This window comes from Aliiroseovarius sp. CAU 1755, assembly GCF_054482655.1.
Map to the genome: position 1 here is coordinate 1,085,914 of NZ_JBTLRH010000001.1, position 14,415 is coordinate 1,100,328.

General features: G+C 61.6%; 15 protein-coding genes. 2 read left to right on the plus strand and 13 right to left on the minus strand.

Annotated elements, in window-relative coordinates; all coding sequences use genetic code 11:
- Positions 1–51: 51 nt before the first annotated feature.
- Positions 52–1,530 carry an NAD-dependent succinate-semialdehyde dehydrogenase gene (locus ACXYMP_RS05370; RefSeq protein ID WP_458904790.1) on the minus strand — a complete coding sequence of 493 codons (1,479 nt, stop codon included), beginning with the start codon at positions 1,528–1,530 and terminating at the stop codon, positions 52–54.
- Between the two features lie 63 nt (positions 1,531–1,593).
- Here ACXYMP_RS05370 and ACXYMP_RS05375 point away from each other — a divergent pair, with 63 nt between their 5' ends.
- A complete protein-coding gene (locus ACXYMP_RS05375; RefSeq protein ID WP_458904792.1) occupies positions 1,594–2,376 on the plus strand; it encodes an alpha/beta hydrolase in 783 nt (260 codons plus the stop codon).
- A gap of 3 nt (positions 2,377–2,379) precedes the next feature.
- On the opposite strand, the gene ACXYMP_RS05380 is transcribed toward ACXYMP_RS05375, so the two are convergent.
- The 12 genes from ACXYMP_RS05380 to rplS form a co-directional block, all read right to left on the minus strand.
- On the minus strand, positions 2,380–2,937 hold the full coding sequence (locus ACXYMP_RS05380) for a hypothetical protein (RefSeq protein ID WP_248369752.1): 558 nt from the start codon (positions 2,935–2,937) through the stop codon (positions 2,380–2,382).
- Positions 2,938–2,947: 10 nt separating this feature from the next.
- The gene (locus ACXYMP_RS05385; RefSeq protein ID WP_458904794.1) at positions 2,948–3,934 is read right to left on the minus strand and encodes a P1 family peptidase; all 987 of its coding nucleotides are present in this window, start codon (positions 3,932–3,934) and stop codon (positions 2,948–2,950) included.
- The gene (locus ACXYMP_RS05390; protein ID WP_458904796.1) at positions 3,934–4,674 is read right to left on the minus strand and encodes an SDR family oxidoreductase; all 741 of its coding nucleotides are present in this window, start codon (positions 4,672–4,674) and stop codon (positions 3,934–3,936) included. Before ACXYMP_RS05390 ends, ACXYMP_RS05385 begins: the two co-directional genes overlap by 1 nt.
- A gap of 55 nt (positions 4,675–4,729) precedes the next feature.
- Entirely contained in the window at positions 4,730–5,887 is a 1,158-nt protein-coding gene (locus tag ACXYMP_RS05395) for a winged helix-turn-helix domain-containing protein (RefSeq protein ID WP_458904798.1), read from the minus strand.
- 3 nt (positions 5,888–5,890) lie between these two features.
- A complete protein-coding gene (locus ACXYMP_RS05400) occupies positions 5,891–7,330 on the minus strand; it encodes an aldehyde dehydrogenase family protein (protein ID WP_458904800.1) in 1,440 nt (479 codons plus the stop codon).
- A 1-nt stretch (position 7,331) separates the two neighbouring features.
- Positions 7,332–8,909 (minus strand): ABC transporter ATP-binding protein, encoded by a 1,578-nt coding sequence (locus ACXYMP_RS05405; RefSeq protein ID WP_298567760.1) that lies wholly within the window; start codon positions 8,907–8,909, stop codon positions 7,332–7,334.
- Positions 8,906–9,730 (minus strand): ABC transporter permease, encoded by an 825-nt coding sequence (locus ACXYMP_RS05410; protein ID WP_458904803.1) that lies wholly within the window; start codon positions 9,728–9,730, stop codon positions 8,906–8,908. Before ACXYMP_RS05410 ends, ACXYMP_RS05405 begins: the two co-directional genes overlap by 4 nt.
- Entirely contained in the window at positions 9,730–10,677 is a 948-nt protein-coding gene (locus ACXYMP_RS05415) for an ABC transporter permease (protein ID WP_458904805.1), read from the minus strand. The genes ACXYMP_RS05410 and ACXYMP_RS05415 overlap by 1 nt, the downstream gene beginning before the upstream one ends.
- Before the next feature lie 60 nt (positions 10,678–10,737).
- Entirely contained in the window at positions 10,738–11,550 is an 813-nt protein-coding gene (locus ACXYMP_RS05420; protein WP_298567754.1) for a division plane positioning ATPase MipZ, read from the minus strand.
- Between the two features lie 147 nt (positions 11,551–11,697).
- Positions 11,698–12,396 (minus strand): DUF4336 domain-containing protein, encoded by a 699-nt coding sequence (locus tag ACXYMP_RS05425; protein ID WP_458904807.1) that lies wholly within the window; start codon positions 12,394–12,396, stop codon positions 11,698–11,700.
- Between the two features lie 113 nt (positions 12,397–12,509).
- Positions 12,510–12,731 carry a 50S ribosomal protein L31 gene (gene rpmE / locus ACXYMP_RS05430; protein ID WP_298567747.1) on the minus strand — a complete coding sequence of 74 codons (222 nt, stop codon included), beginning with the start codon at positions 12,729–12,731 and terminating at the stop codon, positions 12,510–12,512.
- Positions 12,732–12,742: 11 nt separating this feature from the next.
- Positions 12,743–13,117 (minus strand): 50S ribosomal protein L19, encoded by a 375-nt coding sequence (rplS, locus tag ACXYMP_RS05435; protein ID WP_298567745.1) that lies wholly within the window; start codon positions 13,115–13,117, stop codon positions 12,743–12,745.
- A gap of 457 nt (positions 13,118–13,574) precedes the next feature.
- Between rplS and ACXYMP_RS05440 the strand changes: the two genes are divergently transcribed.
- Positions 13,575–14,402 (plus strand): CPBP family intramembrane glutamic endopeptidase, encoded by an 828-nt coding sequence (locus ACXYMP_RS05440; protein WP_458904810.1) that lies wholly within the window; start codon positions 13,575–13,577, stop codon positions 14,400–14,402.
- Positions 14,403–14,415 lie beyond the last annotated feature (13 nt).

The following is a 14,415-nucleotide window of genomic DNA, read 5'->3' on the forward strand; positions in this document are numbered from 1 at the left end:
AAAAGGCGGTAGGTTGCCCCACCGCCTTCAATTCATTTGATTTTCACGCGTTTACACCGACATGCAGATGTATTTCATCTCAAGGAAATCCTCGATCCCGTGGCGTGATCCTTCACGGCCAAGGCCCGATTGCTTCACCCCGCCAAACGGTGCGGTCTCGGTCGAGATGATGCCGGTGTTCACGCCGACGATGCCGTATTCCAGCGCCTCGGCCACTTTGTAAACGCGGCTCAGGTTGTTGGCATAGAAATACGACGCCAGCCCGAAGATCGTGTCATTGGCTTGCGCGATCACGTCATCTTCATCCTTGAACTTGAACAAGGGTGCCATCGGGCCGAAGGTCTCGTCCGTGGCGACCTCCATCTCACGCGTGGCGTGTTTGATGATGGTCGGTTCGAAGAACAGCCCACCTTTCTCGTGCTCCTTGCCGCCCAAAATGATCTCGCCGCCTTTCGAGGTCGCGTCGGCCACATGCTCGCGCACCTTGTCCACCGCGTCTTGCGAGATCAACGGGCCAAGAGCGATGCCTTCATTCAGACCGTCGCCCACGGGCAGGGCGGACACGGCCTTGGCGAAGCGTTTGGCAAAATCGTCGTAAACGCCTTCCTGCACATAAATCCGGTTGGCGCAGACGCAGGTCTGGCCGTTGTTGCGGAATTTGCAGGCGATGGCGCCCTCAACAGCGGCGTCCAGATCGGCGTCGTCAAACACAATGAAGGGTGCGTTGCCGCCCAACTCCATCGAGCATTTCAGCACCTGATCGGCAGCCTGACGCAGCAGGATACGACCGACATTGGTTGAACCTGTGAAGGTCAGCTTGCGCACCAAGGGGTTTTCGCAGAACTCTTTGCCGATATCCGAACTGCGCGAGCTTGGCACGATGTTGAAGACACCCGCCGGGATGCCCGCTCGGTCGGCCAGAACCGCCAGCGCGGTGGCGGACAGCGGGGTTTCAGCGGCCGGACGCCCGACGAAACCACAGCCAGCGGCCACAGCCGGGCCGCATTTGCGGGTGATCATCGCGTTGGGGAAGTTCCATGGCGTGATCGAGGCGACAACGCCGATCGGCTGACGGATCACCATCAGACGTTTGTCAGGTTGGTGGCCGGGGATGGTTTCGCCATAGATGCGCTTGGCCTCTTCGCCAAACCATTCGATGAAGCTGGCACCATAGGCGATTTCACCCGTGGCTTCGGCCAGCGGTTTGCCCATCTCGGCGGTCAGGATGGTAGCAAGGTCGCCTTGGTTTTCCATCATCAGGTTGAACCATTTGCGCATGATGTTGGCGCGGTCCTTCGCGGTGCGCTTGGCCCATTCGCGGCCTGCCTTGTCGGCGCAGTCGATCGCGCGCGCGACTTCTGCGCGGGACAGATCGGCCACTTTGGCAATCACATCGCCGCGTGCGGGGTTCTTCACGTCGAAGGTCGCGCCGTCATCCGCGTCGATCCATTCGCCGTTCACATAGGCGCGGGTTTCGACCAGTGACGGGTCCTTCAGAAGCTTTTTAAGCTCGGTTGCGTTGGCGGCCATTTTACTCTCCCATAGCTCATGTGTCTTTCGGGGCTGACCCGAAGCAATCACAGGACATCTGTCATGAATTTCGACATAGCCTATGCGAACGCGGATTTCATCCCGAATGGGAAGGATTTTCCGACCAAATGGCAGAAAATGGCGGCTGACTTTCGGCGCACGCACAAGAATCTTCGGCTGGACGTGGCATATGGCGAAGAAGATGCGAAACGGTTCGATCTGGTTTTGCCGGAGACACCGCCCAAGGGGCTCGTTGTATTCGTTCACGGCGGCTATTGGATGGCGTTCGGTCGCCGCGACTGGACACATTTGGCTGCGGGTGCGGTGGCGCGGGGGTATGCGGTGGCGCTTCCGTCTTATCCGCTGGCCCCTGAGGCGCGGATTGGCGAGATCACAAAGGCCGTCGCGTCGGCCATCGATGCCGCTGCTTCAGTGGTTGCAGGCCCAATCTATCTGTTAGGCCATTCCGCGGGCGGGCACCTAGTGGCGCGGATGAATTGCCTTGATGTGGACTTGGCGTGTCGCGACCGGATCGCGCGGATCATGCCGATCTCTCCGCTGAGTGATCTTCACCCGCTGATGCAGACCATGATGAACGAAACGCTTCACATTGACGAGGCGGAAGCGCAGGCGGAAAGCCCGGCCCTGAACGACGGTCGCGCCCGCATCCCGACCACGGTCTGGGTGGGGGCAGACGAACGCCCCGCCTTTCTGGATCAGGCCCGCGATTTGGCGTTGGCGTGGCCCGAGGCCGATCTGGTCATTGCCCCCGACCGGCACCATTTCGACGTGATCGAACCGCTCAGCGACCCGGACAGCGACATGAACGCCGCGCTTTTGTGTTAAGCTCTAGCGGCCGAAATCTTCCAGCGCGCGGTGGTCGATGGTTTCAAGCACGGGGATCATCACGTCGGTGTCTGTGCCCTCGGCCTGGATCAGAATGCGCCCGTCGACGATGCCCGACAGCTCTCCGTCTTGGTTGAGGTATTTCATCCGCCCAACCCGTTCGAGCTTCACGCCCATCAGCCCGGCATTCGCCAGCATCCCTGACAGCGCGGTCACCATCGGGTTGTTTGCCATAATGGTGATCGAGAACTCCTCGGACCCATCCGAATAGGTCGCCTCGGCCCCGGCGCCACCGCCCAGCATGGCAAGGCCCGCGTTCATCTCGGTCGACACCTCGCGGGTCCAGCCGTCGGGTGCCTCGGGCAGGAACTTGGCAAGGTCTGCGGTTTTCATCGCCTGAAGCAATTGCTTTGCGTATTCAAGTTCTTCCAGCGTGTAGGTGATGTCGCCTTCTTCATAGGCTTTCAGGGCGCTTTGCAGCGTGTCGGTCACCTCGTCGGCAAGGGCGAGATTTGGGGCCAGCAATGTGGCCAGAGCAACGGCTTTGAACAAACGTTTCATAAGGTCCTCCTCAAGAAAATTTCTCGGTCCATGTGGGCAATGTGTCGTGTTTGGCGGGTGTTGCCGCGTAAACACCGCGGGCGATGGCACGGGCCAGACATGTGGCGGCGGCATGGCCCAGGCGCAGCGCATCAAAGCCTGCGTCGGGCAGGGCGCGTGCACCGGTGGCAGCGGCAAAGATCAGGTCTCCGTCAAAGGGCGTGTGGCTGGGATGGATCGCGCGCGCCATTCCGTCATGGGCGGCTGTGGCCAGCCGGGTGGCCTGCGCTTGAGTCAGGTCCGCATCGGTTGCGATGATTGCGATGGTGGTGTTTTCGCCCATGCGCGCCTCGGGGTGAGGTTCAATGGTTGGGTCATGCGTGCCCATACCGCGTGCGCCGAATTCACCGTTCATCTCCCAGAGGGCCGCCCAGAAGGCAGGGCCGTCGCCCATTGTCACCGCGCCCAAAGCATTCGCGGCCACCAAAGCGCCCACGGTGATACCGCAGTCCAAGACCAGTGAGGCCGAGCCAAGCCCACCTTTTAGCCCGTCAACCGTCGCCCCGGTGCCCGCGCCGGTCGTGCCAAGCGCGAAGTTTGTGCTGGCAGCGTCTAGTGCTGCGCGCCCCAAAGCCTTGTAGGGGTTCTCTGCCCAGCCCTTATCGCCGCCGTTCAGAAGATCAAACAGGATTGCGCCCGGCACGATTGGCACCCGCTGGTCGCCCACCTGAAACCCGCGCCCCTGCGCGCGCAGCCCGTCCGCCACACCTGACGCTGCGTCAAGCCCGAAGGCCGAACCGCCTGACAGAACCAACGCATCGACCTGTTGCACCAGCTTGTCGGGCGCCAGCAGGGCGGTTTCCCGCGTGCCCGGCGCACCGCCCATGATATGAACGCCTGCCGTAAAGGGCGCATCGCCCACCAGCACGGTCGCGCCGGTTTTGATCACCTCGTCCTCGGCATTGCCGACCAGCAGGCCAGCGACATCAGTGATCAGGTTTCGGGGGCCGGGTTTCATCAGATGCACCGCCCGCCATCGACTTCCATCGCCACACCCGTGACCATCGACGCCTCATTCGAGCATAGGAAGCACGCCGCGTTGCCCATGTCCTCGGGGGTCGAGAACCGGCCCAGCGGGATCGTTGACAGGAATTTCGCGCGCATCTCGGGCGTGTCCTCGCCCATGAAGCTGGACAAAAGAGGTGTTTCGCCCGCCACCGGACAGATCGCGTTGACGCGGATGCCATGCGGGGCCAGTTCGACCGCCATCGCCTTGGTCGCGGTGATCATCCAGCCTTTCGAGGCGTTATACCAATTCAGGTTCGGGCGCGGGCTGAGGCCAGCGGTCGAGGCGACATTCAAGATCGCGCCGGTGCCCGCCGCCTTCATCGACGGCACGAAATAACGGGCCATCAGGTAAACCGATTTGGCGTTGACGGCGAAGACGCGGTCGAACTCACCCTCGTCAACCTCCTCCATCGGTTTGGGCAAATGGGTGATGCCCGCATTGTTCACGATAATGTCCACACGACCCCAAAGCTCATGCGCCGCGCGGGCCATTTGGGCCACGCTGTCACCGCTGGAGACATCGACGTGATGGGCGACACCTTCCACCTCGGCAGCCACCGTGCGGGCCAGATCGTCGTTCAGGTCGGCGACCATCACGCGCGCACCCTCGGCTGCGAATTTGCCAACAATACCAGCGCCGAAGCCCGACGCCCCGCCGGTCACAATGGCCGTTTTTCCCTGAAGTCGCATCCGATCCCCCTTGGTTGATGGGTCAAGCTTGCGCCGATTTGGACGGCGGTGCAAGTCAACCGCGCGGGGTTAGCCAATCCACCTGATCCAGCCCGGCGAACCGCGCGAACCGCATCAGTTCTGCATCCAGTTTGCTGTGCCGGGCGAGCGTCCAGCGCACGCCCGCTTCCGGCCAAAAACCGACGACCGTCAAATGCCCGGTCTTGCGGTCTGCTTTCAGCTCGATCCGCCCGACGAAGCGGTCGCCTTCCAGCAGAGGATAGACGTAATACCCCCAGCGCCGCTTGGGCTTGGGGACGAACATTTCGTTGCGGTAATCGAAGCCGAACAGACGCTCCAACCGGGCGCGGTCGCGGATGGCCGGGTCAAACGGGTTCAGGATGCGCAGCCGCGTGGTGGGCGCGGGCAGGGTGGCGAGCCGCGTTTCGATGTCAGGATGGGCAAGTGCAGTGACGTTGCCGCGATCAGCGGTTTCAATTTCGACCGGCACCAGTTCGGCGGCGTCACACCAGCTTTTCGCCTCACGTGCGCTCATCGCGTCCCAGAACCGACCCACCTCGCCGCTCGTGCCGAAGCTCAGCCGGTCCATCGCGGCAGAGCATAGCCAGTCGACGGCGTGAGCATCCTCGGCGGGCTCATGCGTGGGGAAAACCCGCGTGCCCAGATCATAGAACTTCACGAAATTCTTGCGGTGGCAGGTGGCAAGCTCTCCCGAATACCACATCTGATCCAGTGCTTTCTTGTGCGGCGGGCGCGCCCACATCTCTCGCTTTTCGACCTTGGTGTCGAAGGCGTGGGTGGACAATGCGCCCTCGGCTTCTATACGCTTGCGTATGTCGGCAATCTGCGCCTTGGCCAGCCCTGACTGATACCATTCATACCGCCCGACCTGCGCGCCCAGCCTGTCAAACTGCCGCCGCCAATAGGGCAGCACACGCCTGTCGATCAGGCTGGCGTCATGGGTGAAATGCTCGAAAACGTCGCGCTTGGCCAGCCGGTCCCAGATCATTCCTTCGCGGACGTTTTGATTGCGGCTCCACAGGATATGGTTGTGCGCGCGGGTCACGTTGCGGATCGTGTCGATCTGCACGAACCCCAAACGCCAAATGATCGCGTCAAGATCCAGCGCCCCGGTCGGCGTGTCGGACAGCGCGTTGGTCCACAGCCACAGGTGCCGCGCCTGCTTGTTCGAGAGTTTCAGCCGCGCGCCCATGTGTCACCCGTGCTTCGCGGCGATGGTTTTGAGTTGCGAGAAGCCGTAAAGCGCCTCGAACCCTTTTTCGCGCCCGTGCCCGGATTTTCCGACCCCGCCGAAGGGCAGTTCGACGCCACCGCCCGCGCCGTAATTGTTGATAAAAACCTGCCCCGCGCGCAGTCGTTTCGCCAGCCGCATCTGGCGCGCACCGTCAGCGGTCCAGATGCTGGCCACCAGCCCATAATCGGTGGAGTTCGCGATCTGCACGGCTTCTTCTTCGGTGTCGAACGGGATGATGACCTGCACCGGGCCGAACACCTCGTCGCGCGCCAGCGGGTGGTCTGGCGGCACATCGGCAAAAAGGGTTGGGGCCACGTAATGCCCACCTTCCGGCGCGTCTGTGATTTGCCCGCGTCCGGCCACGCGCAGGTCGCGGCCCTTCGCAAGAAACCCCTCGACGATTTCTTTCTGACGTGCCGAGATCAAGGGGCCAACATTCAGGTCGGAAGTCGCAGGCCCCACTTGCAAGGCGTCATAGGCCGCACCCATCCGCGCCACCACGTCATCATAGGCGGCGCGCTGCACCAGCACCCGTGAACTGGCCGAGCAGGTCTGCCCCGCGTTCTGGATGCACGCGCCTACAAGAAACGGCAGGGCGGCATCAAGGTCGGCATCGTCGAACACGAGTTGAGGCGACTTGCCCCCAAGCTCCAACGTCACCGGCACCACGTTTTGCGCGGCGGCGGCTTGCACCAACCCACCCACCGGCACAGATCCGGTGAAGCTGATATGCTGAACACCGGGATGGGCGGACAGGGCCGCACCCGCTTCCTCGCCCAGCCCTGTGACGACGTTCAGCGCACCCTTGGGCAACCCTGCCTGTTCGGCCAGTCGCGCGAAGGCGAGCGCGGTCAGGCAGGCTTCCTCGGCGGGTTTCAACACACAGGCATTGCCCATCGCAAGCGCCGCCCCGACGGACCGGCCGATGATCTGCATCGGGTAGTTCCACGGCACGATATGGCCTGTGACGCCATGTGGTTCGCGCAGGGTATAGACGGTGTAGCCGTCCAGATAGGGGATGGTGTCGCCCATCACCTTGTCGGCGGCACCCCCATAGAATTCCATGTATCGCGCCAGAGCCACGGCGTCGTTCTTCGCTTGGGTCAGGGGCTTGCCCACATCGCGCGCCTCAAGCGCGGTCAACTCCTCCACGCGCGTTTCCACGAGCCGCCCGATCCGGGTCAGGATGCGCCCGCGTTCGGTTGCCGTCGTCCGGCCCCAATCGCCTTCCAACGCGGATTGCGCGGCGGTCACGGCGGCGTCGATTTCATTGGCAGCGCCGCGCCCGATTTGCGTGAAAACCTCGCCGGTCGAGGGGTCTTCGACGGGCAGGGTACGCTTGGTCTTGCGCCACGAACCGCCGATCAGGATCTCGGTCGGATCGAACCAAAGTTCTTTCATCTTAAGCCTCCTTCCACGCGGGCGGGATGACCGGCGCGGCGTTGACCAGGGTTTGCGTATAGGTGTGTTTGGGCGCGGCAAAGACGGCCTCGGTCGCGCCGTCCTCGACGATCTTGCCTGCCTTCATCACCAGCACCCGATCCGTGATCGAGCGCACGACGCCAAGGTCATGGCTGATGAACAGATAGCCCATCCCGTGACGCGCCTGAAGGTCTGCCAGCAGGTCGAGGATACCGGCGCGGATGGAGACATCGAGCGCCGACACAGCTTCGTCGAGGATGATTAGCTCGGGTCGCAAGATCAGGGCGCGGGCAATAGCGATGCGCTGACGCTGCCCACCGGAAAACTCGTGCGGATAGCGGGTCATGGTGTCAGCGTCCAAGCCGACCTCGGCCAGCGCATCGCGCACGCGGTCCCGCCAGTCTCCGGGGCGGCTTCCCAGCAGGTGAAAGGGCTCGGCGACCAGCCGTTCGACGGTCCAGCGGGGGTTGAAGCTGCCGTAAGGGTCTTGAAACACCACTTGCAGCCCGGCGCGGCGGGCGTGTGGCATGTCGGGCGCGATGGGCGTGCCATTCAGAAGGATCTCTCCGCCTTGCAGCGGTTCCAGACCCAGAATGGCGCGGCTGAGTGTCGATTTCCCGCAGCCACTTTCGCCGACTAGCCCAAGGCTTTCGCCTTTGTTCAACGTAAAACCGACCCCATCCACCGCGCGAAACTGCGGGGTAGGACCAAACAGGTGCGTGCGGGGCAAGGGGTAATCACGCACCGCGCTACGCACCTCAAGCAGCGGGGTGTCTTGCGGGATGGCCTGACCGTCGGGCACATGACCGGAGGCATCCAGCAGTTGCCGGGTATATGGGTGCGACATGGTGCGAAACAGGGTTTCGGTTTCGCCCTGCTCGACGATTTCACCTTTGCGCATGACGGCGACGTGGTCGGCCATGCCGGCCACCACGGCTAGGTCGTGGGTGATCAGCAAAAGCCCCATGCCATCTTCGGCGACGAGTTCCTTCAGCAGATCAAGAATCTGCGCTTGTGTGGTCACGTCCAGCGCGGTGGTGGGTTCATCCGCGATCAGCAGATCGGGATGCAGCGCGATGGCCATGGCGATGCAAACCCGCTGCCGCTGCCCGCCCGACAGCTCGTGCGGATAGCGATCCAGTGGAAAACGGTCTTGCGGCAGGCCCACGCGGGCGAGTTTTTCGGCAGCGATGCGGTTGGCGTCGCTCCTGTTGGCGCGGCCATGGATCAACAGCGTCTCGGCCACCTGATCGCCGATGGTCTTGACCGGGTTCAGCGCCGTCATCGGTTCTTGAAAGATCATCGAGATGCGGCGCCCGCGAATGTCGCACATCGCGTCTTCGTCCAGCGTCGTAAGGTCCGTGTCGTCCAGCCATATCTGGCCGGATGTGGTCATGCCGCGCGGCAACAGCCCCATCAGGGCCAGTGCCGTCATCGACTTGCCCGACCCGCTTTCGCCCACCAGCCCGACCACCTGACCGGGCGCAATCGTCAGGTCCACATCGCGCAGGATCGGAACGCCGTGGATGGACAGGGCAAGGTCTTCGATGCGGATCATGCGCGCGCCCTTCTGATCCGGGGATCAAGCAGGTCACGCAGACCGTCGCCCATAAGGTTCAGGCCCAGCACCATCGCAACGATGGCCAGCCCCGGCGCCATGGCGAGGCGCGGGGTGGCATAGATCATCGTCTGTGCATCTGCCAGCATTCGCCCCCAACTGGGGGTCGGCGGCTGGGCGCCAAGGCCAACATAGCTCAGCCCCGCCTCGGCCAGAATGCCCAATGAAAACTGGATGGTGCCCTGCACGATCAGAAGGTTCGCGATGTTAGGTAGCACGTGTTCAAGGCTGATCCGCGCCCTGCTCTTGCCTGCGACACGCGCGGCCATGATGAAGTCTTGTGTCCAGATCGTCAGCGCACCACCGCGTGCGACACGTGCAAACACGGGGATGTTGAAAATGCCGATGGCGATGATCGCGTTGGTCGCCGACGGGCCGAAGGTCGCGGTGATCAGGATGGCGATGACCAGCGAGGGGAAGGCAAAGACCAAATCGTTGCCGCGCATGATCACCTCATCCAGCAACCCGCCCCGATGGGCGGCGGCCGTCAGACCCAAAGGCACGCCAAGCCCCATGCCGATGCCAACGGCCAGAACGGCGACGGCGATCGAGATGCGCCCGCCCTCCATCAGCATCGACACAAGGTCACGCCCGAAATGATCGGTGCCCAATAGATGCGTGGTCGACGGCGGTCTAAGCTTGGCGGCAATGTCCAAATTGGTGACGTCGTATGGGGTCCAGAGAAAGGACAACAGCGCAGCACCCAGAAAGACCGTGCTAAGGCACGCACCGATGATCAGTTGTGCGGGCAACCGGGTCATTAAGGACGCCTCCTGAGCCGCGGATCCACCAGCGCATAGGTGACATCGACCAGGAAGGTCACAAGGATCACCGCAAAGACCAACAGCATCACCACGCTTTCCACCACCACGAGGTCGCGCTGGGTGATGGCCTGAAAAATCAGTCGCCCAAGTCCGGGCAGGAAAAAGACGTTCTCGATAATGATCGCGCCGGCCAGAAGGAAACTGAATTGCAGCCCGATGATGGTCAGAACCGGGATCAGCGCGTTGCGTAGGGCGTGGCGGCGCGTGGCCTGTGCGACAGACAGCCCCTTGGCACGCGCGGTGCGGATATAGTCCTGATGCAACACGTCCAACAAGGACGACCGCATCACACGCGCCAGAATAGAGGCCTGCGGCAGCGCCAACGCAATGGCGGGCAGCGTCAGCGCCTTTAGGCCCGGGGCGACTCCATCGTCCCATCCCACAAAGCCACCCGCTGAAAACCAGCGCAGTTGAATGGCGAAGACCACGACCAGCAGCATCGCAAACCAGAAGTTGGGGATCGCGATGCCAAGCTGAGTGACCCCCATGATCGCGAAATCGGATGGTCGCCCGCGTCGCGCAGCGGCGATCATACCAACCGGGATCGCAATAACCGTCGACAGGATCAGCGCATAAAGCGCCAGCGGAAGCGAAACCTGTAACCGTTCCAGAACCAGATCGGTGACCGGCACGCGATAGGTGTAGGAGGTGCCAAAGTCCCCCGTCACCATGCCCCCGACCCACGCCAGATACCGCACAGGCAACGATCCGTTCAGCCCCAGATCCTCGCGCAGGGCAGCCACCGTTTCAGGCTGAGCGTTCAGGCCCAGCATGAACGAGGCCGGGTCGCCGGGGATCACCTCGATCATGGCGAAAATCACCAGCGAGGCGACCATAAGGCTAAGGCCAAGCGACAAAGCGCGGGTCAGGACATAACGCAACATGGTCGCGAGCGTAGACGGGGGGTGGCGCGTCGGAAAGAGGTAATCGGTCCTGCGACGCTGTTAGATTTTCACCTCGACGCCGGGCAGGTTCAACGCCTTCATGAGCTCGCGCAACTCTTGGCGCGCCGCCACGTTCGAGATGTTCATCTGTCCCAGCACACCGATATCACGCAGATCTAACAGGGTCAGGCCACGCGGAAACAGTTCGCGGAAAATGACACGCTCGTTGAAGCCGGGGGCCACGCGAAATCCGATGCGTTTGGACAGGTCTTCGACCGCATCCCCCATTTTCTTTTTGTTGTGCATCATTTGCGCACCCAGACGGTTGCGCACGACGATCCAGTCGATGGGTTTCAGCCCCGCTTTTGCGCGCAGCTGGCGCGCGTTCCACACCATCTCGGAATAGACCGAGGGGCCCCGGACCTTGTTGGTGTCCGGGTCGATATGGGCCAAAAGATCGAAATCGACGAAGCTGTCATTGAGCGGCGTGATCAGCGTGTCGGCCAGTGAATGGGCCACTTGGCTCAGGCGCGTGTGCGAACCTGGGCAGTCGATCAAGATGAAATCGCAATCGGATTCAAGCGCCGCGACGGCCATCGAAAGACGCCGGTCATAGGGGTTTTCGCCCGGCTTCAGGCCAGATGGGTCCACCTCGGGCAGGTCGTGATATTCGGGCGTTGGCAGGGTGGTGCCTTCACGCTCCATCGTGATCGTGCGGTTTTGGATGAACCGCCCGAACGTCTTTTGACGCAGGTCCAGGTCCAGCACCCCAACCTTATGCCCCAAGCGCGACAAGGCTGTCGCGACATGCATGGACACGGTGGATTTGCCGGCCCCACCCTTTTCGTTTCCAACCACGATAATATGCGCCACGCCTGTATCCCCGACTGTTTGAGCAGCTTGTTATGGCGGGGACTATATGACCGATGCCGCGCGGTGGGAAGATGTTCTGCGCATTGAAATCAGGGTTGAGTCTTCAGTGCCATAGCGTTGTTTCGTGCCGTTTGCATGCTGGCGGGGTCATTTGGATGCCGGAACCCACGCGAACGCCCGGTCAAGGACGTCTGGCGCATTTTGCGTAACGGGCATTCCATGAGCCATCACAAGGGCGCGCGGCCGCCAAGATTTTATCTTGCGCACCGACTGGCGAAGTGCGGCTTTGTCACGAAATGCCATACGAAACTTTCGTGGAACCGCAGGCTCGCGCCCTGTCATCAGATCAAGGCGGGCAACAATTGCGCGCCAACCTGAATACCAGTCCTTTGGCAACTGTTGAAGAAGGTCGGTAAACAGCACGGTGCCGCTTGGGCGATGGAAAAAGACGACCTCGGTCGTGATCGCATTTCCGGTTATCACGACCTGATCCATGTGGTGCGCCCAAGCGGGGTCCGGTGTGTCTGTCAACTCGCCCGCGAACGCAATATCGGCTCGTTTCGCGGCTAGCCCGGGCGCCGCAAATGCTGTTGTTTCCGGAAAGGACGCGATCCAGTCCTGCAAATACATATGATGCAACGTGTTCGGTGCAACAAGATATCTGACAGTCCCAAGTGCGCTGAGGTCACGACGTAAGCCATCTGTCAGCGCGATCGGCGACCAAACGAACAGATCGCTTTCGTTCAACCTGATCAAGACCATCCGCGTTGGGTAATGAAACCCGGCGGCCGCGGTGATGGAAGGGCCGTCTACGAGCCAAATCTCTGGTCCAAACGTTGAGATCATCTGCGCCCTATCTTCGTCCTGTTGCCCGCAAGGCTAGGGGCGCAGATGTGGTCCTGCAACGAAAAACGCCGCCCCAGCGGAACGGCGTTTTCCTGTTTCGAAAGAGGCGTGGCTTAGAAGCCGAAGCCTTCGTATTTCGATTTGAACTTCGACACGCGGCCGCCGGTATCCAGAAGGCGCGAGCTGCCGCCGTTCCATGCCGGGTGGGCCGAAGGGTCGATATCCAGCGACATGGTGTCGCCTTCCTTGCCCCAGGTCGATTTCATTTGCACGATCGTGCCGTCGGTCATTTTGACGTCGATCATGTGGTATTCGGGATGAAGATCCTTTTTCATGGTGACGCTCCTCAGGCTTTCTTGGGCTTGTATGTGCTGTCTTCGGCGATACGGGCCGATTTACCGCGACGCGAACGCAGGTAATACAGTTTGGCACGACGCACGCGGCCACGGCGGACCACGGTGATGTTGTCGATGTTGGTCGAGTGCAGGGGGAATACGCGTTCCACGCCCTCACCGAAAGAAATCTTGCGAACGGTAAACGATCCGGCAATGCCTTCGCCGTTCTTGCGGCTGATGCAAACGCCTTCGTAGTTCTGCACACGGGTGCGCGAACCCTCGGTTACCTTGAAGCCGACACGGATGGTGTCACCGGCTTTGAAGTCGGGGATTTCATTCCCCAGGGCGGCAACTTGTTCCGCCTCGATCTGTGCGATCAGGTCCATCTGATCTTCTCCTATCATTGCTTGCGGTTGGTCCGCAAAGTTTGCTGCCGTCCAAGAGCTCCGTGTCTTCACCGGGTCCGCATATCGCGCCCGCAGGAGGTCGTCCGTCGTTTCTTCTTCAGCTTTTCGAAGGGCCTGTTGATGCAGAAGAAAGCACCCGCCCAAAAGAAAAACGCCCGCGCGACTCGGAAGAGTGGCAGACGGGCGGTGTATAGGGGGTTTGAAGAAGGCAATCAAGGGTGCAAAGCACCGGGTGCAGCAACTTCGGTCGGGTTGCGATCACAGCGCCCAACGCGCCGTCGTGATGGTCAGTCAAGGGCGGCGCGACGCCAATGCTTGAAGGGTTTGATCCATTTCAAAGACTGTTTGCACCATTTGTGATGGACTTGAAAAGCACAAACGCACGTGCCGGGCAGTTATGTCCGCGCACAGCGCGTCACCCACGCGGAGTTGACCCATGGTAGACGCACACCCAGAAACCGCGGTCCCGATCGTTCCCGGTTACGCAATTTGGCCCTTCCTGTTGATTGCGTTTGGACTGGCTTGGGGGTTGGTCGCTGCCCTGATCTTGTTCACCGACACCATCACCCAACTGTTTGGCGAGGTCAGCGCAACGCATCCGCTGTTCATTCTTGCTGTCTATTCCCCGGCCATAGCGGCCTTCGCAATCGTCAGTTGGTATGGCGGATGGAGGGGGCTCAAACGCTTCTTGTCGCGCCTTCTGCTGTGGCGAGTTTCGTTGGGATGGTATGCGGTTGTCATCCTCGTAATCCCGTTGATTTTCATGGCGGGATCGCTGCTCAAGGGTAACCTGTTCACCGCGCCGTTGCCATTCACCTCGTTCAGCGCGGCGCTAAGCGCGATGGCCTTCATGTTGATCCTTGGCCCGATCGAGGAGTTTGGTTGGCGTGGCTTGGCCTTGCCGTTGCTGCAGCGCCGCTTGGCGCCGATATGGGCTGGGCTTGTTTTGGGGGCGATCTGGGCGGTGTGGCATGTGCCGGCGTTCTTTCTGGGCGGCACACCACAGAGCGCCTGGGGCATCATGCCATTCCTGATCGGATCGGTGGCGGTCAGCCTGATCCTGACGGCTTTGTTCAATGCGTCACGGGGCAGTATCTTGTTGGCGGCGCTGTTCCATTTCCAACTCAACAACCCGCTTTGGCCCGATGCGCAGCCCTATGACACGGTCTTTTTCGTCTTCGCGGCCGCAATTGTCGTCTGGGTGCAGCGCGACACGATGTTTGCCCGTGACCAGGCTATCACCCGGGTGATCCCTGCGCCCTGAGGGCGCCGAGACC